General features: G+C 54.0%; 24 protein-coding genes. 17 read left to right on the top strand and 7 right to left on the bottom strand.

Going from position 1 to position 24,067, the window contains the following annotated elements; all coding sequences use genetic code 11:
• Positions 1-89 precede the first annotated feature (89 nt).
• Both RSK20926_RS10755 and RSK20926_RS10750 read left to right on the top strand, forming a co-directional pair.
• Entirely contained in the window at positions 90-545 is a 456-nt protein-coding gene (locus RSK20926_RS10755; RefSeq protein WP_008206620.1) for a CoxG family protein, read from the top strand.
• Positions 526-1,503: an XdhC family protein gene (locus RSK20926_RS10750; protein WP_008206619.1), complete on the top strand. Its 978-nt coding sequence runs from the start codon at positions 526-528 to the stop codon at positions 1,501-1,503. The genes RSK20926_RS10755 and RSK20926_RS10750 overlap by 20 nt, the downstream gene beginning before the upstream one ends.
• 472 nt (positions 1,504-1,975) lie before the next feature.
• On the opposite strand, the gene RSK20926_RS10745 is transcribed toward RSK20926_RS10750, so the two are convergent.
• The 3 genes from RSK20926_RS10745 to RSK20926_RS10735 all read right to left on the bottom strand — a co-directional run bounded on the left by RSK20926_RS10745 (position 1,976) and on the right by RSK20926_RS10735 (position 4,849).
• Positions 1,976-2,410 (bottom strand): helix-turn-helix domain-containing protein, encoded by a 435-nt coding sequence (locus tag RSK20926_RS10745; protein ID WP_008206618.1) that lies wholly within the window; start codon positions 2,408-2,410, stop codon positions 1,976-1,978.
• A gap of 451 nt (positions 2,411-2,861) precedes the next feature.
• Complete coding sequence (locus RSK20926_RS10740) at positions 2,862-3,530, bottom strand: DUF1415 domain-containing protein (RefSeq protein WP_232281880.1); 669 nt, start codon at positions 3,528-3,530, stop codon at positions 2,862-2,864.
• A gap of 122 nt (positions 3,531-3,652) precedes the next feature.
• Positions 3,653-4,849, bottom strand: a complete 1,197-nt coding sequence (locus tag RSK20926_RS10735) for an oxidoreductase (protein ID WP_037254725.1) — start codon at positions 4,847-4,849, stop codon at positions 3,653-3,655.
• Between the two features lie 101 nt (positions 4,850-4,950).
• Here RSK20926_RS10735 and RSK20926_RS10730 point away from each other — a divergent pair, with 101 nt between their 5' ends.
• Positions 4,951-5,850: a LysR family transcriptional regulator gene (locus RSK20926_RS10730; RefSeq protein ID WP_008206614.1), complete on the top strand. Its 900-nt coding sequence runs from the start codon at positions 4,951-4,953 to the stop codon at positions 5,848-5,850.
• 739 nt (positions 5,851-6,589) lie between these two features.
• On the opposite strand, the gene RSK20926_RS10725 is transcribed toward RSK20926_RS10730, so the two are convergent.
• Positions 6,590-7,474, bottom strand: coding sequence for a LysR family transcriptional regulator (locus RSK20926_RS10725; protein ID WP_037254720.1), 885 nt, complete (start codon positions 7,472-7,474; stop codon positions 6,590-6,592).
• A gap of 262 nt (positions 7,475-7,736) precedes the next feature.
• On the opposite strand from RSK20926_RS10725, the gene RSK20926_RS10720 reads away from it, so the two are divergent.
• The 7 genes from RSK20926_RS10720 (at position 7,737) to RSK20926_RS10690 (ending at position 15,066) form a co-directional block, all read left to right on the top strand.
• Positions 7,737-8,702, top strand: coding sequence for an ABC transporter substrate-binding protein (locus tag RSK20926_RS10720; protein ID WP_037254827.1), 966 nt, complete (start codon positions 7,737-7,739; stop codon positions 8,700-8,702).
• A 110-nt stretch (positions 8,703-8,812) separates the two neighbouring features.
• On the top strand, positions 8,813-9,868 hold the full coding sequence (locus tag RSK20926_RS10715) for a quaternary amine ABC transporter ATP-binding protein (protein WP_008206609.1): 1,056 nt from the start codon (positions 8,813-8,815) through the stop codon (positions 9,866-9,868).
• Entirely contained in the window at positions 9,865-11,415 is a 1,551-nt protein-coding gene (locus RSK20926_RS10710; protein WP_008206607.1) for an ABC transporter permease, read from the top strand. The genes RSK20926_RS10715 and RSK20926_RS10710 overlap by 4 nt, the downstream gene beginning before the upstream one ends.
• The gene (locus tag RSK20926_RS10705) at positions 11,412-12,131 is read left to right on the top strand and encodes an alpha/beta fold hydrolase (protein WP_008206606.1); all 720 of its coding nucleotides are present in this window, start codon (positions 11,412-11,414) and stop codon (positions 12,129-12,131) included. Before RSK20926_RS10710 ends, RSK20926_RS10705 begins: the two co-directional genes overlap by 4 nt.
• A gap of 977 nt (positions 12,132-13,108) precedes the next feature.
• Positions 13,109-13,738: a sigma-70 family RNA polymerase sigma factor gene (locus RSK20926_RS10700; protein ID WP_008206605.1), complete on the top strand. Its 630-nt coding sequence runs from the start codon at positions 13,109-13,111 to the stop codon at positions 13,736-13,738.
• Entirely contained in the window at positions 13,739-14,374 is a 636-nt protein-coding gene (locus RSK20926_RS10695; protein ID WP_008206604.1) for a ChrR family anti-sigma-E factor, read from the top strand.
• Positions 14,375-14,550: 176 nt separating this feature from the next.
• Positions 14,551-15,066: a fasciclin domain-containing protein gene (locus RSK20926_RS10690; RefSeq protein ID WP_008206603.1), complete on the top strand. Its 516-nt coding sequence runs from the start codon at positions 14,551-14,553 to the stop codon at positions 15,064-15,066.
• A gap of 31 nt (positions 15,067-15,097) precedes the next feature.
• Here RSK20926_RS10690 and RSK20926_RS10685 read toward each other — a convergent pair whose 3' ends face one another.
• Positions 15,098-15,823: an SDR family NAD(P)-dependent oxidoreductase gene (locus RSK20926_RS10685; protein WP_008206601.1), complete on the bottom strand. Its 726-nt coding sequence runs from the start codon at positions 15,821-15,823 to the stop codon at positions 15,098-15,100.
• Positions 15,820-16,587 (bottom strand): DUF1365 domain-containing protein, encoded by a 768-nt coding sequence (locus RSK20926_RS10680; protein WP_008206600.1) that lies wholly within the window; start codon positions 16,585-16,587, stop codon positions 15,820-15,822. Before RSK20926_RS10680 ends, RSK20926_RS10685 begins: the two co-directional genes overlap by 4 nt.
• Positions 16,588-16,710: 123 nt before the next feature.
• Between RSK20926_RS10680 and RSK20926_RS10675 the strand changes: the two genes are divergently transcribed.
• From RSK20926_RS10675 to RSK20926_RS10655, 5 genes are read left to right on the top strand one after another with little or no spacing between them, the layout of a single operon-like run.
• The gene (locus RSK20926_RS10675; protein ID WP_008206598.1) at positions 16,711-18,060 is read left to right on the top strand and encodes an NAD(P)/FAD-dependent oxidoreductase; all 1,350 of its coding nucleotides are present in this window, start codon (positions 16,711-16,713) and stop codon (positions 18,058-18,060) included.
• Positions 17,999-19,156 carry an SAM-dependent methyltransferase gene (locus tag RSK20926_RS10670; protein ID WP_008206597.1) on the top strand — a complete coding sequence of 386 codons (1,158 nt, stop codon included), beginning with the start codon at positions 17,999-18,001 and terminating at the stop codon, positions 19,154-19,156. The genes RSK20926_RS10675 and RSK20926_RS10670 overlap by 62 nt, the downstream gene beginning before the upstream one ends.
• The gene (locus tag RSK20926_RS10665; RefSeq protein ID WP_008206596.1) at positions 19,149-19,637 is read left to right on the top strand and encodes a hypothetical protein; all 489 of its coding nucleotides are present in this window, start codon (positions 19,149-19,151) and stop codon (positions 19,635-19,637) included. The genes RSK20926_RS10670 and RSK20926_RS10665 overlap by 8 nt, the downstream gene beginning before the upstream one ends.
• Positions 19,634-20,863: an MFS transporter gene (locus RSK20926_RS10660; RefSeq protein WP_008206595.1), complete on the top strand. Its 1,230-nt coding sequence runs from the start codon at positions 19,634-19,636 to the stop codon at positions 20,861-20,863. Before RSK20926_RS10665 ends, RSK20926_RS10660 begins: the two co-directional genes overlap by 4 nt.
• On the top strand, positions 20,860-21,405 hold the full coding sequence (locus RSK20926_RS10655; protein ID WP_008206594.1) for a DUF3833 domain-containing protein: 546 nt from the start codon (positions 20,860-20,862) through the stop codon (positions 21,403-21,405). Before RSK20926_RS10660 ends, RSK20926_RS10655 begins: the two co-directional genes overlap by 4 nt.
• Before the next feature lie 410 nt (positions 21,406-21,815).
• Here RSK20926_RS10655 and RSK20926_RS10650 read toward each other — a convergent pair whose 3' ends face one another.
• Positions 21,816-22,703: a LysR family transcriptional regulator gene (locus RSK20926_RS10650; protein ID WP_198136570.1), complete on the bottom strand. Its 888-nt coding sequence runs from the start codon at positions 22,701-22,703 to the stop codon at positions 21,816-21,818.
• A 105-nt stretch (positions 22,704-22,808) separates the two neighbouring features.
• On the opposite strand from RSK20926_RS10650, the gene RSK20926_RS10645 reads away from it, so the two are divergent.
• Together RSK20926_RS10645 and RSK20926_RS10640 are read left to right on the top strand one after the other, a co-directional pair.
• Positions 22,809-23,414 carry a cytochrome P460 family protein gene (locus tag RSK20926_RS10645; RefSeq protein WP_008206592.1) on the top strand — a complete coding sequence of 202 codons (606 nt, stop codon included), beginning with the start codon at positions 22,809-22,811 and terminating at the stop codon, positions 23,412-23,414.
• 3 nt (positions 23,415-23,417) lie between these two features.
• Positions 23,418-23,972 (top strand): cytochrome P460 family protein, encoded by a 555-nt coding sequence (locus RSK20926_RS10640; protein ID WP_157133090.1) that lies wholly within the window; start codon positions 23,418-23,420, stop codon positions 23,970-23,972.
• Positions 23,973-24,067 lie beyond the last annotated feature (95 nt).

Below are 24,067 nucleotides of genomic sequence, written 5' to 3'. Positions count from 1 at the left end.
CGCGCATGCGTCGGATGTTCGCCCTGACACCCGAACAGGCCGAGCGATTGGCCCAAGTTAAATTTCCCTGTTGTTAAGAAGGACATCTCATGGAACTAACAGACGAAATCACCATCAACGCGCCTATAGACGTGGTCTATGCCGCGCTGAATGACCCGGAGATTCTGCAGCAGTGCATCCCCGGTTGCGAAGAACTGATCAAACATTCCGACGCAGAGCTTGAGGCCAAAGTCGTGCTGAAAATCGGCCCCGTGAAAGCCAAGTTCAACGGAGATGTCCAATTGGACACAGCAGGCGCGCCAGATGCGTTCTCACTGACCGGCCAGGGTAATGGTGGTGCCGCAGGCCATGCCAAGGGCGGCGCCGATGTCACGCTGACCGCAGATGGACCAGACAAGACCATCCTCCGCTATGAGGCCAAGGCCGACATTGGCGGCAAGCTGGCTCAATTGGGCAGCCGTCTCATCCAAAGCACTGCCAAAAAGCTGGCGGCAAAGTTCTTCAAATCCTTTGCGAGCGTCGTGAATGAAGATGCCACCGTTTAACGGTCTGCTCTACGCTGAACACGCATCAGACATCATTACAAAAGGGGCGGCGCATATTCGTGCTGCCCGACCTTTTGCATTGATCACCTCCCTTGCAATCGAAGGCGGGGCGGCGAGGGAGGTTGGCTCCCTCGCGCTGGTAGACCAGAGCGGGCAGATGACAGGGTATCTGTCAAACGGCTGCATAGATCGCGACATTCAGCTGCACGCAGTGGAGGCCCTGCATTCAGGGCAGAAGAAAACGATCCGCTACGGCGACGGATCCTGCTATGTGGATCTCAAACTCCCCTGCGGCGGTGCTCTGACGGTCCTGATTGACCCCACGCCTGACACAGAAGCGATCCTAGCTGCCGCAAAAGCATTTACCGCACGTCAGACGGTGACACTGACCTTCGAGGGACAAGAGGAGGCGAAACTGGTGTCTCGGGCATTCACCTACGCCCCCCAGCATCGCCTTGTGTTGTCCGGACGCGGGGCAGTTTTTCGGTCCATGGCGCAGATTGGCCAAGCGATGGGATTTGACCTATATTTGCTGTCCCCTGAGACAGAGGACCTGGAAGCAATTGGCCACCTGTCAAGCCAGACACCGCTGCATCTCACATCCCCCCGTGCGCAGCCTTCCCTTGATATGTTGGACGCACATTCTGCCTTTCTGACATTGTTCCATGACCATGATTGGGAACCAAACCTGCTGCGGGCCGCGCTCGATACCCCCGCCCAATTTATTGGCTGCCTCGGAAGCCGCCGCACTCACGCAATACGTAAAGAAACATTGCGGCAAATGGGCGTTTCTGAGGCGAGCCTTTTCCGTTTACACGGCCCGCTTGGTCTGGTGCCAACACTGCGGGACGCCTCTTCAATCGCAGTTTCCGCCCTGGCCGAAATTGTTGGGGCATTCCAGAGGACAGATGCGGGGCTGAAAGCAGGCAGAATTACCAAGACTGCCATTGGTTTTTAATGGGGCAACGGCAGATTTGTCCGCACTGCTGGCCTCCAACCCTCAAATTTCGCAGCAACTCTCATCGATGACCGCTTTTCACGCGGCATCGCGGGGTCACAGTCTGTGTTCCTAGGCCTAAAGACGGGCTTTGCAAACTCTGTTATCTGCGCATTGCTGTCCCAGGGCCCAGACGCTGCATCTGGCGCTATAGGCTCAAATCGGCCAATCGATAGAGAGGAAACGGGTCAGGTCTCGTCTAGACGCTTGATGCGCAGGCTCATGCTGCGACCGTTGAAGTGGGGCACATCTATTTGCAGGCAAGTGGAATTTGCGGAAGGAACTGTTTGAAATCCCGCTGAATGCTCATTTCCCGCAGTCGGCAAATGGAGTTTGCACCGTGCTATCGGGAGGCGCTGAATGTGGGGCGGAGTCTCGATTGAAAGGAGAAGAGCCCGGGTGGTCGTCTTAGCTGTCTGGGGCCTGGCTGGCATCAGCGCCCAGCTCTTAGCCAACTGCGCACAGAAACATCGGTCACGCAGAGTTTTCGGGCAATTTGCACCGTTGTCATGCCTCTCGCTTTGTAAGTGAGCGCCCGCCACTTCTTTGCTAGGGGGACACGGCGTTGCAACAGGTAAGAAACTTCCGCCAATCCCTTGGCTTTGTCATATCCCAAAACCGCAACGTCACTTGAGCGGGACTGAGGGTTGTCCGCAATGTAGACCTCGGTGCCGCCGAAGGCCTCGATAAACCGCAGGGTGTCATCAAGGCCCAGGATGTTGAAATAGGGTTCGACTTGTGCGGTTGGTTTAGGAAGGGACATGTCGGAAGAGGTCATTGCGGGCCCGTTATTGCGCGGTTCGGAGCCAGGGTAGCCGCCGAAGAGCGGCTGCTTCAGTCCGACCGCTGCCGCCTTGTCTTTGAGCAAGAACGGGGCATCCAGCGCGACAGGACGCTATTGGGCGCGCGTTGACCATGCCGGGTAAGGAAACCATCAGCTGATCATCACGAATGTTGCCGTTCGTCGGCCTTGGTGAGCGCTCCTCAATGCTGAGATCAGCACCAATGTCGGCGAAGCGCAGAGAGCGACCTTTGCAAAGTTGGGGCCACCGGGCAAAAATTTTTTCCTGACCGGCCCACAGCTGACTTTGGCCAGATCATCTAACGCTGCGATGCAACTTCCCCAGACCAGGCGATGGGGGGCGGTGCTGCACTGTGACTCGTCCAAGGTTTACGCTGCCGAGTTTGCTGCCAGGTACCACAGAGTTGGACCATAGCACTGCCCCAAACCCGATGAGCCAAATGCTCTCTTAGTTTAATCGACCTTTGGTCCAAAGAGCTTTGACGCCGGACGCGACTACAGGCAACCGCAATCAGCCTTATTTTCCCCAGGGACAGAGTGCCTCGACCTGTCGGCGGCCAAGCTTATTCAACGTTTCTATGTTATCCAAATAAATCTTCTCTGGGTTCGAAACGTGCGCGAGGGTTTTGGTCATTTGGTCTTGACGCAGAAGGTGTATGGTTGGATAGGGCGCGCGATTGGTGAAATTACTTAGATCGTCCGGAGCCACACCGTCAAATTGGTATTGAGGATGAAAGGATGCCAGTTGCACATCCTCTGTCAACTCTGCTTGCTCCAAGAGTTGCTGAAACCAATTGAGTAAGTCGAGGTAATCATCGAACTCTTCTAGACCTTGGGTAAACATGAGCAGGCTGGTAGCGATGTCATTTTCGTTGGTCACGAGCAGGCGCTGTAGTTCCGTCATAAAAAACTGCTTTAGATGCGTATCGGTCGTGGCGTCACATATGGCATAGTGGACTTGGTCTCGGGCTATGACGCTCGAGGAAAATGGGCATAGATTTAACCCCACCACCATGTGTTCAAGCCATCGACGTGTGTTTTTCACCACGTCTTGATGAGCTGTTGATAATGTCTTTGGTTCGCGCGTTTTGATAGAATGGATCCCTTCATGTTTGGCAGACTTTAAGCACGTTCTGCCCATGGTTCCTAATTGTTTGGGAAAGCGAAATCCATCGAAACGGTGCAATCACTAGCGTCTTTCGTGTCATGCCATCCTGTGCCATAGCCAAGAACGGCCCAAAGCAGGCCTTCACCCTCCCCTGAACCAGCAGCCCCTGTCGTGAAGCCCGCGGCCTGGGGAAAAACACCTTACTGACCTGAAGATCTTCTCCTCCAAATCCCAACACGCTGCGCATCGCGTATTTCGTACTCGGCCAGAGCTTCACCAATCTCCCTGTCCACTTGACCCTCTCGTTCTTCTCCAAGATCGGTCATTCGCATCGTGAACCACGCCGTCATGCCGCCGGGGGGCAATGTGGCAAAGCGCGGGAAGAGGGGGGCACTTTTATCCGTCTGCCATGTTGCAGGTAGGGACGGATCAAGGACAAAACCACGAGCCAGCCCCACGGCATCCACAGTCCCCGAATGGACGGCGGCTTCAGCCTCCTCCTGACGCTTGAAACCGCCGGTCGCCATAAGAGGGATCGATGTTATGTGACGGGCTGCACGGGCGAAATCAACAAAGTAAGGACCTATACTTGCACGCTCGGAGCTGGACGACGCACCAGGAAAATAGGTGCCTCCACTGATGTCCAGAAGGTCAACACCCCTGCCTTCGAGTTCAGCCACGACCTTGAGGGAGTCTTCTTCCGCCAGACCACCATCAAGCTGATCAGTGGCATTCAGTTTAACCGCCATCACGAAATCAGATGGTACCAGCGCACGAACCGTCTCTACCGTTTCGATAAGCAATCTCATCCGAGCCTCTATTGAACCACCATAGGCATCCGTTCGATGATTGAAGAGTGGCGACAGAAACTGGCTTAGAAGAAAGCCGTGTGCGGCATGGATTTGCACGCCTCCAAACCCTAACTCCGCCGCACGCAATGCCGTTTTCGCAAAACAATCTGGAACAGCCTGTATCTCGGCAAGAGACATGGCTTCGCTGCGGAAATCAGGGAACTCTATTTCGCTTGGCCCTTTGGGTTTACTGATTGGCAGATGTGCCAATGCCCCGGCATGTCCAAGCTGCAACCAAAGCTGTGCTCCATTCGTCGAACCTTGCCGCGCAAGCTGGCGAAATGCCGACTTGTCAGCGTTATCGTCCAAAATCAAGTTTCCCGGTTTCTCGGGGTATCGTGGATCGCCCTGGACCTCTCCGATGATCGACGCTGCCAGCCCACCTTCTGCCCACCGTTCATACAGTCGCATTTGTGCTAGGGTCGGGTTGCCTTGGCCGTCCCCCAGTGAATCCGACATGGCCGATTTGATGATCCTGTTCTTCAGCACACGACCGTTCGGCAGGGTCAGAGGCGTGAAGAGAGTTGTCGTCGATGCGGTATGCAAGGCGGGTCTCCTCGGTATTGCTGTTGTCGCCTGTGATACTTTGGATGACTTGTGATGATAATCGGGTATCATGGATCAAATCTTGATAGTATTTGGAACAGATGGGTCAAAAAACCGAGTTGGAAATCCTTTTGGCCGTTGTTGATCACGGCAATTTCTCGGCCGCTGCCAGAGCGTTGGGATACACACCTTCTGCCGTCGGGAAACGGGTGCATCAGCTGGAACAACGGTTGAAGGTGCCGCTACTTGTCCGCTCGACCCGGCGCATGACGTTGACAGGAGCAGGTCGGCGATATGTGGAGGAAGCACGGGAGCTTTTCGTCCGCTTGACCGCGCTGGAAGACGATATCACTGATGATGCTGATACCTTGCGCGGCACGATACGTTTGACAAGTTCAGCAGCACTTGGGCGACTGCATGTTGTGCCCCTGGTCATTGAGTTCATGGAACGCCACCCGGATATCGAGATTGAGCTTATTTTGACGGACAAGATCATCGACCTGATCAGTGACGGTTTCGATCTTGCGATCCGGAGCGGCATCTTGCCAGACTCGTCTCTTGTGTCGCGAAGGCTGATGAGCAACCGACGCAGGCCATTCGCTGCGCCAGCCTATCTTGAGCAGCATGGCGTTCCTGAGAAGCCCGAAGACCTCGTGACGCATAAATGCCTACGCCTGGGGCAGGAACGACAGGTTTCAGATTGGGGGTTTAACGGACGGCAAGGTGGAAACGTACGGCTAGGCCCAGGTTTTTTATGCAACAGTCTCGAGGCACTCCATGCGGCGTGTTGCGCGGAACGCGGTATTGCATGGCTGCCGGAGTTCCTCGTTTCAAATGGCGTGCACGAAGGTAGATTGGTGCCCTTGCTCGAGGACTACACAGAATCAGACGCGGGCGGAGGTGTCTTCATTCTGCGTCCAGAAACAGCATTCCTTCCGCGCCGGGTGCGCACCATGGTTGACTTCTTGGCAGATCGATTTTCCGAGATCGATACCGATTGACTAGAGGGAAATGCTGATTATTCCATCCCAATGCAGTTCACTCAATCGCTACAATATCGCGCGCATCGGACATTGGTGACTAGCACAACGAAAGTCGGCTTTCCGCTCGACCTGCGGATGCCGCACGGTCGAAGGGATTTGCAGATCGAGTCCGCTTTGGGCTGAGAGCAGTCATCCGTAGCCTGAAGGAATAGGGACTACCCTCGCAGATAGCCCGCGACGTCGGCTATGCGCAGAAAGCGTAGTTTGCAAAGTTACGTGAACAGCCCATTGCCGACATTTGCCGGGCAAGAAACGTTGCGCTGCAGATCTCGAAAGCAGCTGTTTGACCAGTCACGCAGCATTTTAGGCGGTACAAGGTCAGCGGTGCGGGACTTTGCTGCCGTCTAGAAAACGTTGGCGAATGGCCGCTTCCCAAGAAACTGCTATGGGGCGCGGTGAAGTCGTTCTGAAATAGCGAGAAAGGATCAATGGAAAAATCATCGAAACGCGACGTTTGCTCCACCGCAAATCCGCTGCTTAACCAAACAAACCATATGCGTCAGACCCACTCTTAGCTCAGGCTGCTAACTGGACCAAAATCTCTGACGGCGAACCCACAGCGGAACTGCAATCGCAAACATGTTTTGAGGGAGCGGACTTTCGAACCGACAAATAGAATTGACCAGACAGAAAGGGAGATGATGACAATCGTTTCCGAAGCACGCTTTGGGTATCAGACCAGATGGTTCTGCTTTAGCTACAGTAGGTCCCACAACCTTCGGGCTGTTGGATCCAACGTTTCTGGATTTGACAGAGCAGATACAGTCAATGAAGTGCGCCAACAATCATCACCGATCGGCACCAAAACCCCTTCGCTCAGTTCTGTCTCGATAGCTGTTGCAGGCATCCAGGCAAAGCCGCTCCCCTTTAAAAGGCGCCGTTTGATTGTTTCCACTAGGCCATCAACATAGATTTCTTCAGCATTGAGCAATTGCCGTTCCACTGTGTTTTCGACAACCGTACCTAGGAACGACGTAGGTTCATACGCAAGATAGGGGATCGGAGAGCCATTCTGCTTGTTCAGGTTCCACAGGTTGGCACGAGCCTGTTTTGTGGCGGCGACCGGAATGAGACGATCTGTCAAAAGGTCCTTTCGGATAAAAGCAGCTTCGTCGATCTTTGGTGAAACCGAGTGATGATAATAGCAAAGCATTATATCCACTGCGCCTTCGACAAGGAGTTCGCAACAGGTGCTGAGGGAATCTGATCTCACACGAGTTCTCAGTTCGGGAATCTGAAGCTGCATCTCTTCAATTCGGGAAGCGAGATAATTTATCGATATCGTGTGCAGTACTGAAAACCGGATAAAACGGCTGTCACCTCGATCAGCATCACGTAACGATTGACGTGTTTCAGAAAGCTGAGAAATCGCTGCCAATGCGACTGGCAGGAACTGTTGCCCTGCTTCAGTTATCTGCACGGGATAGGTGGCACGGTTGACCAAAGGTAGCCCGACCCAGCTTTCCAGAGCTTTGATTCTTCGACTGAAAGCCGATTGCGTAATGTTTCTCTCGTCAGAAGCTCGAGTGAAGCTCAAGGTCCTGGCAAGGCATTCGAAGTCACGTAGCCAATTTAAGTCCATAAGGGGTTCCTACCGGTCTGGAATGCAGGCAAAGCCTAGCCTAAACTATGCAAATTCAGAATAGATTTATGAAATCTTCGAATTGGCTTCCCAAAAACACTTTGACTTAGACTTCTCAAAGGAAACGGTGGCCTGGCTCCTGGTCAGTTCTTCGTCCACATCGCGGATTGATTGGCCGGTCATCACGGTCGTCGCGCAAGGTGGAGCTCCGATTAATGAATCTGACGCCGGATCACGGCGCATCTCAACAGAGGAGAAGACCATGGGAAACAAGTTAAGAAAGATGGGACTGGCGGCTGCGGTTAGCATTTTTGCGACGCCTGCCTTTGCGGCAGAAGAGGTCAAGATCGGTGTTCCTTCCTGGACCGGCGCACAGGCGATTGCGCATCTTCTTGGCGCGGTTGTTGAAATGCGCATCGGGGGTAAGGTCGAATATGTGCCGGGCAACAACGCGACGATTTTTCAAGCAATGGATCAGGGCAAGGGCGACATTGATGTCCATCCAGATGTCTGGCTTCCCAACCAGCAAAGCTTCACTCAAAAATACGTTGATGGCGCCGGCACAGTGACCCTGTCGTCTAACCCCTATGAGGGCAATCAGGGATTTTGCGTCTCCAAGGCTTTTGGAGAAGCGAACAACATTACCGATATCGCGGATCTGGGCCGTCCGGACGTGGCAACTTTGATGGATAGCGATGGCAACGGCAAAGGCGAGATGTGGATTGGCGCGCCAGGATGGGCTTCGGCCAATGTGAACGAAGTGAAGACCCGCGATTACGGCTTGCTTGACTTTATCGAGCCCATCCGAGCGGAAGAGAGCGTAAAGACAGCTCGCATCAAAGACAGTATCGCCAAGGGTGAAGGCTATGCTTTCTATTGTTACAAGCCTCACGCAGTCTGGTTCATGTTTGACGTAGAAATGTTGAGTGAACCAACCTTTGACCCCGCAAAATATGTCATGGTTCAGCCCTCGGACGACCCTGATTGGTACGAAAAATCCTCTGTCGCCACCAAAGATGCGCTCAAGAATGTTCAGATCGCCTGGTCAAACTCACTTGAAGGTCGCTCTCCCGCCATAGCGGAGTTCTTTGCAAATTTTGCTCTGACTGCTGATGATGTCTCGGGTTTTGCCTATGAAATCAGTGGCAAAGGCCGTGAACCTTCAGAGGTTGCGCGTGAATGGGTTGAAGCCAATCCTGACCGTGTAGATGCCTGGCTCGGGCTCTAACAGAGCTCAGCGTTGCTATCGGCGTCGACAGGGCGGCAACTCTCTGTCGGCGCGTCATTCCCCTCTTACAACATCTGAGCCTTTGGACCCCTACATGAGCACCGATACCTATGAGCACTGATACTGTTGTCGAGATTTCGAATGTCTGGAAGATTTTTGGTGCCAACCCCCCGGCCGCACTGCAAGCAATCCGCGAGAGGGGCTTGAGCAAGGCAGAAGTTCTTGCCGAATTGGGCGCCGTTGTTGGGGTTGCTGACATCAGCCTTTCGGTGAACCGCGGTGAGATTTTCTGCATCATGGGTCTTTCCGGCAGTGGAAAATCAACCCTGGTGCGCCATTTCAATCGCTTGCTTGAACCCACTGCTGGCAACATCAAGATCGAAGGCACTGATGTCATGGCGCTAGCGCCAAAAGAGCTTCAGGAGTTCCGGAACCGAAAAATTGGTATGGTTTTTCAGAACTTTGCTCTGATGCCACATCGCTCGGTCCTGGACAATGTGGCGATGCCTTTGGAAATTCGCCAAATCGCCAAGAATGAACGGATGCGACAAGCCGCGGCCATTCTAGACATCGTCGAGCTAGGGGCCTGGGGCGCAAAATTCGCCCATGAATTGTCAGGGGGCATGCAGCAGCGTGTTGGATTGGCTCGGGCGCTTGCAGCCAACCCTGATGTCTTGCTGATGGACGAGCCTTTTTCAGCTCTCGACCCACTAATCAGACGACAATTACAGGACGAGTTCATTCGCCTTTCGAAGATCCTGAAAAAGACCACAATATTCATTACTCACGATCTTGATGAAGCGGTCCGTATCGGCGACCGAATTGCCATTATGCGAGACGGGAAAATGGTGCAGATGGGCACCGCGGAAGACATCGTCATGCATCCTGCGGATGACTATGTAGCCGATTTTGTCGCTGGCATCTCACGCCTCAAGGTAGTTCACGCACATGCCGTGATGCAGCCGTTGGAGACCTTCGTTGCACAGAGCGGGCCTCTGGCTGCCGACCTCCCTCGCGTTGCGGCAAGTGAAACACTTAGCAATCTTATCAATATGGCAATCGAAGAGGACAAGCCAATTATTGTCCAGAACGAGGGAAAGGACATTGGGATTGTCACCCGGGCAGATCTTCTGCGCACTGTGATCGAAGGGACGGAAGTATCATGAGCAACCACAATGATCTAGGTGTGAACCCGCTGGAAGATACCGAAAGCGAAGCCGCGCTGGCCTATGCCGAAGAGCGCCGCTCCAGTATTCGTGCTTTCGTGCGCACAAACCCGGACTATTACATCAGGAATTTTGACAGAATTGGTGCCTCATCCCGTTTTACCCCAACCCTGAATCTGATGGCTGGGGTATTCGGCCCTGTTTGGTTTGGGGCCCGCGGCTTATGGTCTTGGGCGCTGCCATTTCTGATCCTTGAAACCCTAGGCTTTGTACAGATTGCACGTGGTCTGTTTGGGGATCTTGCGGCTGACGCCATGAAACGCATTTCCTCGATTGAAGGCACCCTGGAACTGCGCCGCCAACAGCTGGCAGCCGCAATCGAGAACAACTCCGACAAAGTTGATGTCTATCGCCGTACGGTTGATTCCTTGGAAGAAAACATTGGCGGCATCCGCGCCGAGGCCGAGGCCCTTGCGGCTGAAGGCCCCTCGATTGTCCTGACCGGTGTTCTCATCTTGCTGGTCGTCAAAGCAGTTCAATGCTTGGTGGCCAATTGGGCGCTCGAAGCACGGTTCTCTGATTGGCTTTCCGACCGCTCTGTCCGGTCCGCGATGCCAGTCGTGCACATTGTGTTGAGCGCGATTTTCATGTTGCTGATCGCAAGCGCTGCAATGCTGCATTACAGCTTCCCTGGGCGGTTTACCTTGCTGAGCCATTTCCCAACGGACCCAAACATACGTTTGACCAGCATTTCCTGGGTGGAGAGCTTCATAGCCTGGTGTGTTCGCAACAGCGAGGTGTTTTTTGACGGGCTGACATTTGGTATTCGAGGACTTTTGGATACTCTCGAAGTGATTTTAGTCCAGACACCGTGGATCGTCATCGCCAGTCTCATCGTGCTGCTGACCTGGCTTACTGCAGGTATCAGAGCGGCGATCTACTCAGGGGCATTCCTCGCCTATATGGGTTTTCTTGGCTTTTGGGAGGGCGCAATGACAACGCTTGCCTTGCTGGGAACAGCAGCCTGCTTGTCGATTGTGATAGGTATCCCACTGGGCATGTTTGCGGCAAGGCGCCCAACCTTTTATGCCGTTATCCAACCGATTATGGACTTCATGCAAACGATGCCTGCCTTCGTGTTCATGGTGCCGGTGATTGCATTTTTCGGAGTTGGAAAACCGGCGGCAGTGATCGTCACGATGATCTTTGGTGGAACACCAGTGGTGAGGTTGACGGTTCTAGGCCTGCGTGGTGTTCCTGAAAGCGTACGCGAAGCTGCGATCAGTTTTGGCGCCAACAAGTGGTATCTGCTAACAAAAGTCGACCTGCCTTTAGCAAGCCCTTCAATCCGCGCCGGGATCAATCAGACAATCATGCTGTCACTGGCAATGGTTGTTGTGGCCTCCTTGATTGGGGCCAAGGGGCTGGGTGAAGATGTCCTGGAAGCACTGCAATATGCCAATGTCGGCCAGGGTATCCTTGCCGGTTTCTCTATCCTGTTCTGCGCCATGATCCTCGACCGCATCGTTCAGGGCGGGCGCAAATGAGCACGGTTGTATTTGTTCACGGGTTTCTAGGTGGAAGTCGGCAATGGCGGGCGCAAGTTGAAGCCTTTTCAGGCTTTAAAGTTGTCACACTGGACCTACCCGGCTTTGGCGACAATGCTCAGCTGCCAGCCTTGGATAGTATTGCGGAGTATGCAGTCTGGGCCTTGGATGTGTTGAGTGCGCGCGGGATTGAACAATTTGGGCTACTTGGCCATTCGATGGGTGGAATGATCGTGCAGGAAATGGTCAAACGCGCGCCCGAACGTATCGAACAGCTAGTCCTTTACGGCACCGGCGCAACAGGGATCCTACCTGGCCGTTTTGAAACCATCGACACGTCAAAACGTCGCGCCAAAGTAGACGGGCCAGGCGCTACGGCGCGACGCATTGCGGCAACTTGGTTTCTTGATCGAGAACACGCAGAAGCCTATGAGGAATGTGCAGAGATCGCAGAACAGTGCAGCCTGGGTGCGATCCAGACAGGCCTGCAAGCGATGCAGGGGTGGAGTGGTTTCAAAAACTTGGAGGCAATCAAATCAAGAACTTTGGTGATTTGGGGAGATCATGATCGTACCTATCCATGGTGTCAGACTGAACAATTGTGGCAATCTATCAAAGGAGCCAATCTTTCAGTGATTCCGGGTTGTGCCCATGCTGTGCATCTAGAAAAACCAGTTCTTTTCAACAATACTCTTTTGGATTTCTTTGCCAGCTGATGGGGGCGTAGGATGAATTGCAGAGAGACCTATCGCTGGTAATTTGACAGAAAAACCACACCCTGTTGGCATATTTGATTTGGAGACTTAGTAGAGCCCACATGAAGCAATAGTGTAAGGCCTTCAAGGGAAGCGGTTCTTTCCTCTAAACGGTAAGAGACGTTTTATTCGGTTTGTGCTCAAGGCTACTAGATTGGCTTTTCTGAATGACTGCGGAGGCGAGATCGCCGGACTTGCAAAGGTCACTATCTGCGTTCAGCCGACCTTGGTGAGTAGTGCAGTATGTAGGCTTCGGCCAGCAAGGGGTTGAATGACCGCTTTTGCCTGTCTGGCGCGGAACCGTCGCAGACGCGGCCAATGACAGCTATCCGCCCGAGGTGTAGGACGCCCTGTCTGCTTTGGGCTGGTAGCTGACCTCTAGCGGTCAACTGAGCGGCGGGGTCACTCATAGGCTGGGTAGGAGGACCGCAATGCGCAGGAAGCGCCCTTTGCAAATTCAAATCCCAGAGGATCATGATACGTCATAGATGGCCATAGGCTGCCCCCAGCGCACTGCTCTGTGGCTTCCCAAGAGCGGACGTTCGTGCCGCAAATAAGTATGGCTGGAATGTCAAGGCTCTATTAGTCTATTTCAAAACCCGCTATTGGGATGGAAGATCTCTCCTAAACAGATTTCCCTAGCTCAAGCCAAACACGGGCTATCATGTTCGTCATTAGCTGGGTGACAGTCACAAATTTGAATGTCTCATGAAACGAGGGTGGGGTCATGCGTGCAATTTCTGCCAGGTTCCTAAAGACCATTCTGATCCAGGTGATGGGTTCGGCAGCAGGTTAGGAGGGGTGTCGATTGAGCTGAATACAGAGATTAGCTATCTTCCTTAGGCTGCTATTCCCTTTCAACCGGCTCCTGGCATGTTTCCACTTAAGTTTTTTGCCTTTAACGTGATCCAAAATTTGCACCACTGCGTACTCTTGGTATGATGGACACAGTTCTAGAACATATCCATGCAGGCAAGGCGCAAAAGAGCCCGCCCAAAACAGGACGTGCCGTGCCGCAGCAAGCCCCGCAAATGTCTCAGATGACGGTCTGGTTGATCGCAGTGCGCGAGCAGCGCGATCGGGATGCCTTTGGTGCTTTGTTCGAGTATTTTGCCCCCAGGCTAAAGGGCTTCATAATGCGCTCGGGTATGGGCGGGGCTCAGGCCGAAGAGATCGTTCAGGATGTGATGCTGACCGTGTGGCGCAAGGCTGCCCTGTTTGATCCACATCGCGCCCAGGCCTCTGCCTGGATCTATCAAATCGCTCGAAATCGGCAAATTGATATTATTCGGAAAGAGAACCGCCCTGTGCCAGATGAGTTGGCTCAGGATCCGGGCTCTGAGCCCGATGCCAGCCAAATTCTGGCCTTCGACCAGGAGGCTGAACATCTAAAGACAGCGCTGGACCAGCTTCAGCCTGATCAGAAAAAGATGATCGAGAAAGCCTATTTGGGGGATCTCACCCATAAGGAAATCAGCGTTCAAACCGGACTGCCACTTGGCACAGTGAAGTCACGTATTCGCCTTGGCCTTAACCGTTTGCGCAAAGAGTTAGAGGGGTTGCGATAAATGTCAGCAATCACACATCACATTCCAGATGACATGTTGGCAGCCTATGCAACTGGTACGCTGCCGCATCCTTTTGCCATGGTTGTTGCCGCCCACATTTCGCTTTGTTCAGAGTGCCGTGCGGCTTTGGGAGCCTATCACGTGGTTGGCGGTGCATTGTTGGAGCGGGCAAAGGATGTCGCGGTCTCTAGTGGTTTGAAGTCCAATTTGATGGCGCTTTTGGATGAACCAGTGGAGCCTGAACCGGTATATGATGCACAGGGCATTTACCCTGGCCCGGTGATGGAGGCCTTGAAGGGCGGATCGCCGCGCTGGAGGACGCTTGGTATGGGGGTCAAACAGAGCATCCTCTCTGAAACCGCCGGTGGATCCGTTCGCTTGCTCTATATACCAGCTGGACAGGCGGTCCCCGATCACAGCCACAATGGGTTGGAGCTCACTTTGGTCCTTCAAGGGAGTTTCAGCGATGAAACCGGGCGCTTCGGGGTGGGCGATGTAGAGATTGGCGATGAAGATCTGGAGCATACCCCGATTGCGGATGCTGGCGATGCCTGTATCTGCCTCGCTGCAACCGATGCTCCGCTGAAGTTCAACGCCTTTATGCCGCGATTGCTACAACCCCTGTTTCGCATTTAAACCCCTGTTCGAGGATCAGCCTAGAAAGCCCGCACAAAGCGGGCTTTTTTCATTTAATGCACTGTTATTGATAACATATTTGTGAATTTGAGATCCAAAAAACCTCCTGCCACGTAGCATTTGTACGACCCAAAGAGAAATGAAAACACTCTCGAAAAAATACTTGGAGATAGACCATGAAAACCGCATTCAAAACCTCCCTTGCAGCTCTTGCCCTCGCCACATCCGTCAGCGCTGCACAGGCAAACACAATCGTAGACATCGCAGCTGGGGACGAACGTTTCTCCACCCTGGTGGCAGCTGTTGGTGCCGCGGGTTTGGCTGAGACCCTGTCTGGTCCGGGGCCCTTCACCGTCTATGCGCCGACGAACCAGGCTTTTGCTGCCCTGCCGGAGGGCACAGTGGAAACCTTGCTCAAACCGGAAAACAAGGATCAGCTGACAAATGTGCTGCTGTACCACGTGGATGACCGCAAGCTTTCTGCGGATATGATCCCGGTTGGCTCAAACTATTTCAAACCCCTGCTGACAAGCGAGCGCCTTTGCATCACATCAGGGGCGGACGGTGTGAATATTGCCGATGGTTCCGGCCAAATGGCCAATGTGGTGATTGCAGATGTTGAAGCCGAAAATGGCGTGATCCATGTGATCGACAAAGTCTTGCTGCCCGGTAGCCGTCCCGCCTGCCACTGAGCAAAAAAGACCCGCAGAAATGCGGGTCTACCTATCTGAACCGGTAGATCAGCCAGTCAGGCAAGACTGACAATGTCTTTACGGCCCAGGAGAACGGGCGCGGAAAATCTGTCCGAAAACGCCGGCGCTTTAAGGCTCTGAGAACGTGGTCAGCCGCGTGTTCTGGTGTCATCAGTTGTGGCATCGGGAAATGGTTCTTCTGCGTGAGGCGGGTCTCTATGAACCCGGGATTGATGATGCGGGTTGTAATGCCACTGCCTCTCAAGTCGTGGCGTATGGTCTCAGCCAGACTTATCAGCGCCGCCTTGCTGGCGGCATATCCGACAGCCGCAGGCAATCCGTGATATCCAGCCAGCGAACCGACCAAGGTGATGTCCCCCTGACCCTTGGCTATGAACTGAGGCAATACGTACCCCAGGACCCTCACTGCTCCTGCAAAATTTACATCCATCATTGCCAGGGCTTCGGCGCTGTCCCAGTCCTGACTACGCATCGGGGTATAGGCACCGGCATTATAGATAACTCCATCGATCGGCCCCAGGCTCTGCGCCGCCTCCGCAACCGAACTTGCATCCGTTACGTCCATCGGTAGAGGCGTTGCCGCCCCAAGGGCCCAGGTCAGCTCCTGCAAGCGGTCCTGTGATCGCGCGGATAGAATGACATGGGCGCCAGCGCCAACCAATGCCTTGGAAATCTCCCGCCCAAGCCCTTCGCTGGCACCGATCAGCCAAAAGGTCTTGCCATGCAACTCGCTCACGATCCGGCCCTCGAAGAATGGCTGTCAGAAATCAATGGCCTAGGCGGTTTTGGTTTGCGCAGGAATGGCGCCCTTTTGATCCAAAGCTTTAGCGCCTGCCAATAGATCAGGGCCACGACTCGCAATGCGCCAAAGGGGCGACGCAAGGCCACCCCGATCAAAGAGGCAGTCGTCGCGGGGCGGCGCAGCCCATTCAAGGTTGCCAAGACACCTTGATCGCCATTCTCATAGGAGATGCGAATATTGAAGGCGCGATCTGTCATTTCAAAGTTGAAACGATAAGTGCCTGCCACCTGCTGAAACGGCGATACATGCATCAGTTTATCCGCCTCGATTTGATCGGAGCGTTTGATGGGGCGGAAATCGCTATGTGCACAGAAGTAGCAATGGCGGTGACCAAATGTATTGTTCACTTCGGCGATAAAGGCACAGGGGGCACCATCAATTTCCGCGATCCAAAAGCTCACGGGATTAAAGTGAAGCCAAAGAAAGCTTGGCTGGGTCAAAAGCAAAAGCCTTGCCTGTTCAACCGGGAATCCACGCTTTTTCAGCTCTGCACGGAACCATGGCACACCTTGGCCTTTGCCGCGCGGGCCGCCGTGATGGTGATCCTGAAGCGAGAACAGGTTGAAACAATTGCGGGACAAAAGCGGCGCTACGCCTTCCGTCAGATCCGACAACACATAGTCGACGCCATAGCGAAAAGCATTTTTCAAGCCGCCGCGTCGGGCGTGATAGGTTTGGGCGGATACTAGTTCAATCATATGTCGTTTACGCAAAGGCTCAGCAGGTGGATCACCCAAGGTCCAAATTTAACGTTCCAAAAGTGATCCGCATTTTTTGTTGCTACGTAATGCTCTCGTACATTCGCTAGAAATGAGGTCATCATGCTGGATCAAACCCAAGGCCTGCGCCGTAGGATCGCAATCATCGGAGGTGGCATTTCCGGGTTGTCTGCAGCCTACTACTTGTCTGCTTCGAATGATGTGACCCTTTTTGAAGCTGCACCGCGCCTAGGCGGCCATGCACGTACGGTCTTGGCAGGCAAAAATGGCGACCAGCCAGTTGATACAGGGTTCATCGTTTTCAACTACGCCACATACCCCTATCTGACACGGCTTTTCCGGGATCTGGACGTGCCCGTGATCAAAAGCGAGATGAGCTTTTGTGCCAGTATTGACGATGGCCAAATAGAATACGGGTTGAACGATCTTTCGTCGATCACCGCTCAAAAGCGCAACCTGATAAGGCCGCAGTTCTACAAGATGATTGCCGATATTCTGCGCTTTGGCCGCGAGGCAGAGGCAGCGGCAAAAGATGATACAAAGACCATTGGCGAATTGGTGGCAGAGTTGGACCTGGGATCCTGGTTTCGCGACAATTACCTGCTGCCTATGTGCGGAGCGATTTGGTCTACTCCGGTTACGGATGTCGATGCCTTCCCGGCAAAAAACCTGGTCTCATTTTTTCGCAACCATGCTCTGCTCGCAGGGATCGGGAAACATCAGTGGTGGACCGTCAAAGGGGGCAGCGTAGAATATGTGCGCCGGCTGGAAGCAGCGCTTCTGGCGCGAGGTTGCACAATTCACACAGCTTCCCCGATTGAACGGGTTACTCGGGATCATCGACAGGTGAGCCTTGTGGCTCAGGGGCACGGCAGTCAGGATTTTGACGAGGTGGTCTTTGCCTGTCATTCGGATCAGGCTCTGAAAATTCTTGGTCAGACGGCAACCGTAGCTGAAACAGCGGCCTTGGGGGCCATCCGCTATCAAACCAACTCTGCCGTCCTACATTGTGACGAAAAGCAAATGCCCAGGCACCGCAAATGCTGGTCAAGCTGGGCCTATCGCAGCCAGGATGGAGGTGTGGGAGTGACCTATTGGATGAACCGTCTGCAAAGCATCCCGGAAAGCGATCCGTTGTTTGTGACGCTGAATCCAACCCAGCCAATACCCGACAGCAAGATCTACGATCAGGTCTCCTTCTCACATCCCGTATTTGATCATGCGGCGTTGCAGGCGCAACGTGAACTGCGCGCCATGCAGGGTCAGAACCACACCTGGTTCGCAGGTGCCTACAACCGCCATGGATTTCACGAAGACGGCATCGCCAGCGCAATGCGGATTGTCCGCCGGATGAACTCCCCCGCCACTTTGACCGCAAAAGGAGCCCAGTATGAGACTGACAAACAAAGCCCTGAAAACGAAATTCCTGGCAACCTGCGCGCAACTGCGTGAGGGGCGCCTGACCCTGCGCACGCCAGATGGCGCGCGCTATCAGTTTGGCGATCACGGCCCCGAAGCCGAAATGGAAATTCGCGATTGGGCTGCGGTCTCTGCCATGGTGGCGCATGGCCAGGTCGGGTTGGGCGAAGCCTATGTGCAGGGGCTGTGGGAGACCCCTTCGATCGAGGGGTTGATGTCGCTGGCCATGGTTAATCGGCACTATCTGGCCAGCTATGATCAGGCCAGCCCGTTCAACCGCGTGAAGTTTCGTATCGTTGATCGCCTGTTGCGCGCCAATTCCAAACGCGGATCGCGCAAGAATATTCGCGCGCATTATGATGTGGGCAATGAATTCTACCAGCTTTGGCTGGATGAGGGCATGACCTATTCCTCCGGTCTTTTTGGTGAGAACGGCGATGATCTGGCCCAGGCACAAAGGCGCAAATACGAGCGTGTCTTGTCTCGCCTGAACCAAGGTGAACGGGTCTTGGAGATCGGCTGCGGCTGGGGCGGCTTTGCTGAACAGGCCAGCGCCGAGGGGCGCGATGTGACAGGGGTCACCATTTCGCGCAATCAACATAGCTATGCGGATTGCCGCCTTGATGGCCGCGCGGATATTCAACTGCGCGACTACCGCGATGTGCAGGGAAGTTTCGACAATATCGTCTCTATCGAGATGATCGAAGCCGTGGGAGAGAACTACTGGCCCAGCTACTTTGGTTCATTGAAACGCAATCTGTCAGCAGGCGGCCGCATCATGCTGCAGGCGATCACGGTTCCCGACAGTTTCTTTGAGACCTATCGCAATTCCTCCGATTACATCCGGCAATATGTCTTCCCGGGCGGCATGCTGTTGTCTGATCAGGTGATCGCAGATCAGGCGAAGGCAGCGGGCCTACAGGTGAAGAACTCTTTTGCCTTTGGACAAGACTACGGCAAAACCTGCCGGATCTGGGCACAGCGTCTGGTGGCACAAAAGCGCAAGATCAAAGAACAGGGTTACGACGAAGGATTTTTCCGCAATTGGCAGTATTACCTAGAGATCTGCGCCGCCTCCTTTGCAATCGGACATACAGATGTGGTCCAGGTCGAGCTGGCCCATGCCTAGCCTTCTGATATGCCTTTGCCTGGCTCCTGTTGGAGCTGCTGCCTCGCAGGCCAGCATCCTACCGCAGGGTGCAAAGCGACGCGGCGAAGCGGCGTTTCGCTTTCTGGGGTTTCAGATCTACAAGGCTCGGCTATTCACTCAGGCTGGTGAGCTCCAGGATTGGTCGCAGGATTTTGGTCTTGAACTGACCTATCAGCACCAGTTGAGCCAATCTGATTTGGTGGAGGCCACAATGCGCGAAATGACCCGGATGGGAAATGCCTTGCCCATTCGGGATCAATTGCAAAAATGCTACCAACCTGTGGGGGTCGGCGACACATATTTGGCGGTGAGTGACGGGCCGGACCATCTGACCTTTTGGCGCAATGGCGTGAAAGCCTGCACCCTGACCCAGAAGGATATCAAAACCCACTTTATGTCGATCTTTCTCAGCGACAACAGCCGGTCTGCGAGTTTTACGCGGACGCTCTTGGGCCAATGACACAGCATCCAAAGGTCAGCCTTTATGCCCTGATGCTGGCCAGTGCCGGAATCCCTCTTTACATTCATCTGCCGCAGTTTGCAGCAACCAACCTGGGTCTCGGTCTTGGAACGGTCGGAGCCCTGTTGTTGGTCATTCGGGCCTTTGATCTTGTACAGGATCCTCTAATCGGCTGGGCGGTGGATCGCTGGCCGAAAAGGCAGCCCCTGTTTGGCTTGTTAGCAGCCTTGGGCCTGGCTGCGGGGTTTCCACTTTTGTTTGGCTTGCAACAGGGTCCCAATGTGCTGGTCAAAATGGTCTTTATCCTGACGCTGTTATTCTCCGCCTACAGTCTGGGCATGATCCTGCTTTATGGGCGCAGCGCAACGCTTGCCGTCTCAGGAAAGCCGCGTGATTTGATGACACTAGCCGCTTTTCGGGAAAGCGGCATGTTGATGGGGGTGATCCTGGCCGCAGTTGCTCCGGCTCTTTTGGTAGGGCTCGGCGCCAGTGGACAAGGCTATGCAGAATTTGGCCTCTTTCTGGGGGGCTTGGCATTGGCCACGGCCCTACTGACCAGGCAGATTTGGCTGCGGTCGGCTGTGGTGGGACGCTCTTTGAGTTTCGCCAACCTATGGCACTCCGGGGCATCAAACCTGATCATCCTGGCCGTTCTAAACAGTCTGCCGGTCGCTCTGACGTCCACCCTTTTTTTGTTCTATGTTCAGGACTTCCTGGCGCTGCCCCGTCTGGCAGGCCCGCTGTTGGTGCTGTTCTTTTTCTCCGCCGGGGTCAGCGTACCCCTTTGGACACTCGTTAGCCAAAGGATTGGCGCAAAACCTACCCTGTTGATCGCCATGCCGCTGGCGATTGCCAGCTTTGTCGGGGCCGCCTTTCTGGAACCGGGGAATGCGTTTGGTTTTGCCTTGATTTGCCTAACGTCGGGGGCGGCGCTCGGAGCAGATATGCTGCTACTGCCCGCCCTGTTCAGCATCGCCTTGACCAAAGCAGGCCTCAGCGCAGGCACGGGTTTTGGCATATGGTCCTTTGCCGGGAAGCTTGCCTTGGCCCTTGCGGCTGCAATCGCTTTACCCCTGCTAGAGGCTCGAGGTTTCACACCCGGAGCAAATAACACTCCGGCAGCTCTTGCGGCGTTGGTCACGGCCTATGCCATCCTTCCTTGTCTTCTGAAAACTGTCGCCCTCTGCTATGCGCTGAGGCTGCCCAACGAAAGCCCTCCATCATGAAACTTCTTGCTGCCTGCCTAGCCATTTTGCTGCTTGCGGTGATTGCCAAAACCTATCTGTTTAGTTTCCGGTTCCAATCCCCGCGCGACTACGTGGAAACCGGACCGCAATTTGATCTCAGGACCCATCTATCCGGGGAGATCCTGTCCGAAGGTCTGATCTTTGGGCCCAGCGGAAAAATGACCAATAGTTTCACCGCCAAGATGGTTGGTACCTGGGAGGGTGACACAGGGACTTTGACTGAGGAATTCACCTATTCAAATGGAAAAACTCAAAACCGAAAATGGTATCTGACACTCGGCCCCAACAATAGCTTTACGGCCACTGCAGATGACCTGGTAGGGGAAGCTCAGGGCGTTGTATCCGGTTCAACGGTGCGCTTGAGCTATGAGATCATTCTACCTGAAGAGTCAGGTGGTCATATCTTACAGGCCACAGATTGGATGTATCTGACCGCTGATGGAGCGATCATGAACAAATCAGAAATGCGTAAATTTGGCCTGAAGGTTGCCGAACTTATTGCAACAATGCGACCCCTTTGAAAACTTCGCAATATTCCAAACTAAGAGCAACCAACCTGTCTGGCCAGGGGACCTAGTTGTTGCAGCCGACAGGTGCAGACCTAAAACTTGGAAATTTGAACTTTTCTGCTTTTACCCAGGTTCTAAACGCGAAAGCGAATATCTGGAGCGGTGAAGGGCCGCTATGCTCCTATTCTCTATTGGTCAATGCTAGTACCGCGAATGTCTTCAAACAGTCCTTCGTAAATTGCCTTCCTAGAGTGCGGGTCAAGGAAACGAATGTCCAGAAAGGGCTGTGAACTGGCCTAGACACCTGCAGCACTCAGTGACATCAGGAATGGCGACTTAGGGTTCATAAAGCTGCCGAAGGCCTGCTTTCACCGAAATGATGTACCCAATTTGTGTCTGCCCGATAGTGAGAAAGTGCTTCCTCAATCCTGAGCGCCGGACCAGTTGTAAGTTCTGGCATGTTTTATCAGCGCCTGAACAGAAGGATGGTCTTCACGTCCGCTGGGAATTGTCAGATACACCGACCTTAGCAAATCGTGATCCTGCAAGGTCACTGATTTCAGGTTTGCTGAAATAGCCGAACTTGCTGGCATGATCGATATACCGTGATCCTGTGCAAGCAACGATTTGATCCAATCTTCCCGCTCGCTGCTGGCAACGACATTCAGGCTCAGGTCGTTCCTGTCCACCGTCGACAGGATCATTTCGCGAAACTCGCAACGTAACCGGTCGATATAAGGAAACTCTGCCATCATTTTCAGGGGAATCGACTCGCGGTGGGCCAGCCGGTTTTGAGCGCCGCAAGAAACAACCATATTCTCTTGAAACAGTTCATATGTGCGCAGCCGAGGAACCGCTTCGACCGGGCTGCCGATGATGGCGACATCGACTTTTCCATTCAAGAGCGCCTCTTGGATGGTGGCGGCTGTAAAGTCCAGCAATTCGATCGCCAAGGCCGGGTTATCCTGCTGAAACTGGGCCAGGCAACGGCCGACCATGCCCGGATCAATGGTACACATGATCGCGATACGGATGCACGCAGTCTCAGCCTTTGCAATCCTCGATGCGAGCCTTTCGGCGCGCTGTGCCGCGTCTTCCACCTCCTGAAGAGACGCATGCATGCGTTCACCCAACCGCGTCAGGTGCGTTAGCCGCCCTTCTCTTCGGACCAATCGCCCCCCAAACTCGGTTTCAAGCTGCTGAATTGCCTTGCTCAATGCAGGTTGTGAGATCTTCAGTTCCCTGGCGGCCTGAGAAAAATTGAGTGTGCGTGCAAGAGTAAGAAAATACCGAATACGACGAAGTTCCATGGGTTCTTGTACCTCAGAGGTGCGGGCAGGTTGGTTATACATACTATAACAATAACGCATGACAGGGGACGTTAACTTTGTGATCAGACACAAGGAGACCTCTCGATGAAACTAGCCAACATTGCCGCCGCCACCGGGATTTCTGCTGTTGCCTTAGCTGGTGCAGTTCTTGCCCAATCCGCATCCGGCAATATCGCCAAGGCGACCTTCAATGACGATGGATCAGTCAATGCCCCCTCAGACTACCGCCGTTGGGTTTTCATCGGCTCGCCATTGACCCCCAATGCTTTGAACGATGGAGAGGCACCCTTTCCAGAGTTTCACAATGTCTACGTCGAACCCTCAGCGTTTGATCACTTTGCCGAAACCGGTGAATGGGCGGATGGGACGCAGATCGCAAAGGAACTGGTGATGGTCCGTGAAGGCGACAATTGCACCGAAGAAGACGGCGCTTGCTTTGAGATTTCCGGAAACGGGTATTTCCAGGGTGAATTTGCCGGCCTTGAATTGACCGTCAAAGACACCAAACGTTTTTCTGGTGAACCAGGCGGCTGGGTCTACTTCAGTTTTGGCCATGGGGGTGAACCCTATGCGAAAACAGCGGAAGCTTTCCCGGCAGAATCCTGCAACGCCTGCCACGAAGCCAATGCGGATACGGATTTCGTCTTTACGCAGTTCTACCCGGTGCTGCGCGCCGTACAGGGAAACTGAGGCGTGAGACGTCTTTTGGGCTGCCTCGCTCTGATTGGCCCTATTGGAGCGCTCCCCGGTTTGGCACAGGAGTTTACTCAGACGACCAACGGCGTCGTTGGATCAAATGGCAGCATCCGCATGCCAATGGGTGAGTTCCGTGCCAGTTGGCAAATGCTGGGTAGCTGGACCATTCTGGATGAAGGCGAAGCTACCGGGCAGCATGTGGTCTACACGCAGCAGGGCGTTGTGGAGTACTATCTGGAAAACGGGTCGTTCCCGGATGGCGCGGTTTTGATCAAGGAACTGCTGGAGAGCAAAACAGACGAATACACCACAGGAACAGCGGCCTATGCCACCGAGGTTGCCGGATGGTTTGTCATGGTGAAGGATGAACATGACCGGTTTGACGGCAATGACCTCTGGGGAGATGGCTGGGGCTGGGCTTACTTCGGGGTGGATAATCGTGAAACAACCACCACCGAAGATTATAGTTTTGAATGCAAGACCTGCCATGTCCCGGCCCGGGAAACTGACTGGGTCTATACCGAAGCTTACCCGGTTCTGAACGCAAACTGAGACCAGCAAAGTGACCGCGCAACCTGACCCGCTCCACTCCCATCCGCAACGGGATTCGGATTGGTCAAACGATCCGGGGCCCGCTGCAGATGCGA

It is taken from the genome of Roseobacter sp. SK209-2-6, assembly GCF_000169455.1.
In the GTDB taxonomy this organism is placed as follows: domain Bacteria; phylum Pseudomonadota; class Alphaproteobacteria; order Rhodobacterales; family Rhodobacteraceae; genus Pseudophaeobacter.
Note: the sequence above shows the minus strand (reverse complement) of the source record. Positions and strands in the feature narration are given on the sequence as shown.

What these genes read in the sequence shown, in the direction of transcription:
- RSK20926_RS10665 (WP_008206596.1), top strand. Translation starts at nt 19,149, where the DNA reads ATGCCTAGCCTTCTGATATGCCTTTGCCTGGCTCCTGTTGGAGCTGCT.
- RSK20926_RS10660 (WP_008206595.1), top strand. Translation starts at nt 19,634, where the DNA reads ATGACACAGCATCCAAAGGTCAGCCTTTATGCCCTGATGCTGGCCAGT.
- RSK20926_RS10675 (WP_008206598.1), top strand. Translation starts at nt 16,711, where the DNA reads ATGCTGGATCAAACCCAAGGCCTGCGCCGTAGGATCGCAATCATCGGA.
- RSK20926_RS10705 (WP_008206606.1), top strand. Translation starts at nt 11,412, where the DNA reads ATGAGCACGGTTGTATTTGTTCACGGGTTTCTAGGTGGAAGTCGGCAA.
- RSK20926_RS10715 (WP_008206609.1), top strand. Translation starts at nt 8,813, where the DNA reads ATGAGCACTGATACTGTTGTCGAGATTTCGAATGTCTGGAAGATTTTT.
- RSK20926_RS10695 (WP_008206604.1), top strand. Translation starts at nt 13,739, where the DNA reads ATGTCAGCAATCACACATCACATTCCAGATGACATGTTGGCAGCCTAT.
- RSK20926_RS10720 (WP_037254827.1), top strand. Translation starts at nt 7,737, where the DNA reads ATGGGAAACAAGTTAAGAAAGATGGGACTGGCGGCTGCGGTTAGCATT.
- RSK20926_RS10730 (WP_008206614.1), top strand. Translation starts at nt 4,951, where the DNA reads ATGGGTCAAAAAACCGAGTTGGAAATCCTTTTGGCCGTTGTTGATCAC.
- RSK20926_RS10690 (WP_008206603.1), top strand. Translation starts at nt 14,551, where the DNA reads ATGAAAACCGCATTCAAAACCTCCCTTGCAGCTCTTGCCCTCGCCACA.
- RSK20926_RS10645 (WP_008206592.1), top strand. Translation starts at nt 22,809, where the DNA reads ATGAAACTAGCCAACATTGCCGCCGCCACCGGGATTTCTGCTGTTGCC.
- RSK20926_RS10700 (WP_008206605.1), top strand. Translation starts at nt 13,109, where the DNA reads ATGATGGACACAGTTCTAGAACATATCCATGCAGGCAAGGCGCAAAAG.
- RSK20926_RS10650 (WP_198136570.1), bottom strand. Translation starts at nt 22,703, where the DNA reads ATGGAACTTCGTCGTATTCGGTATTTTCTTACTCTTGCACGCACACTC.
- RSK20926_RS10725 (WP_037254720.1), bottom strand. Translation starts at nt 7,474, where the DNA reads ATGGACTTAAATTGGCTACGTGACTTCGAATGCCTTGCCAGGACCTTG.
- RSK20926_RS10680 (WP_008206600.1), bottom strand. Translation starts at nt 16,587, where the DNA reads ATGATTGAACTAGTATCCGCCCAAACCTATCACGCCCGACGCGGCGGC.
- RSK20926_RS10655 (WP_008206594.1), top strand. Translation starts at nt 20,860, where the DNA reads ATGAAACTTCTTGCTGCCTGCCTAGCCATTTTGCTGCTTGCGGTGATT.
- RSK20926_RS10750 (WP_008206619.1), top strand. Translation starts at nt 526, where the DNA reads ATGAAGATGCCACCGTTTAACGGTCTGCTCTACGCTGAACACGCATCA.
- RSK20926_RS10670 (WP_008206597.1), top strand. Translation starts at nt 17,999, where the DNA reads ATGAGACTGACAAACAAAGCCCTGAAAACGAAATTCCTGGCAACCTGC.
- RSK20926_RS10710 (WP_008206607.1), top strand. Translation starts at nt 9,865, where the DNA reads ATGAGCAACCACAATGATCTAGGTGTGAACCCGCTGGAAGATACCGAA.
- RSK20926_RS10755 (WP_008206620.1), top strand. Translation starts at nt 90, where the DNA reads ATGGAACTAACAGACGAAATCACCATCAACGCGCCTATAGACGTGGTC.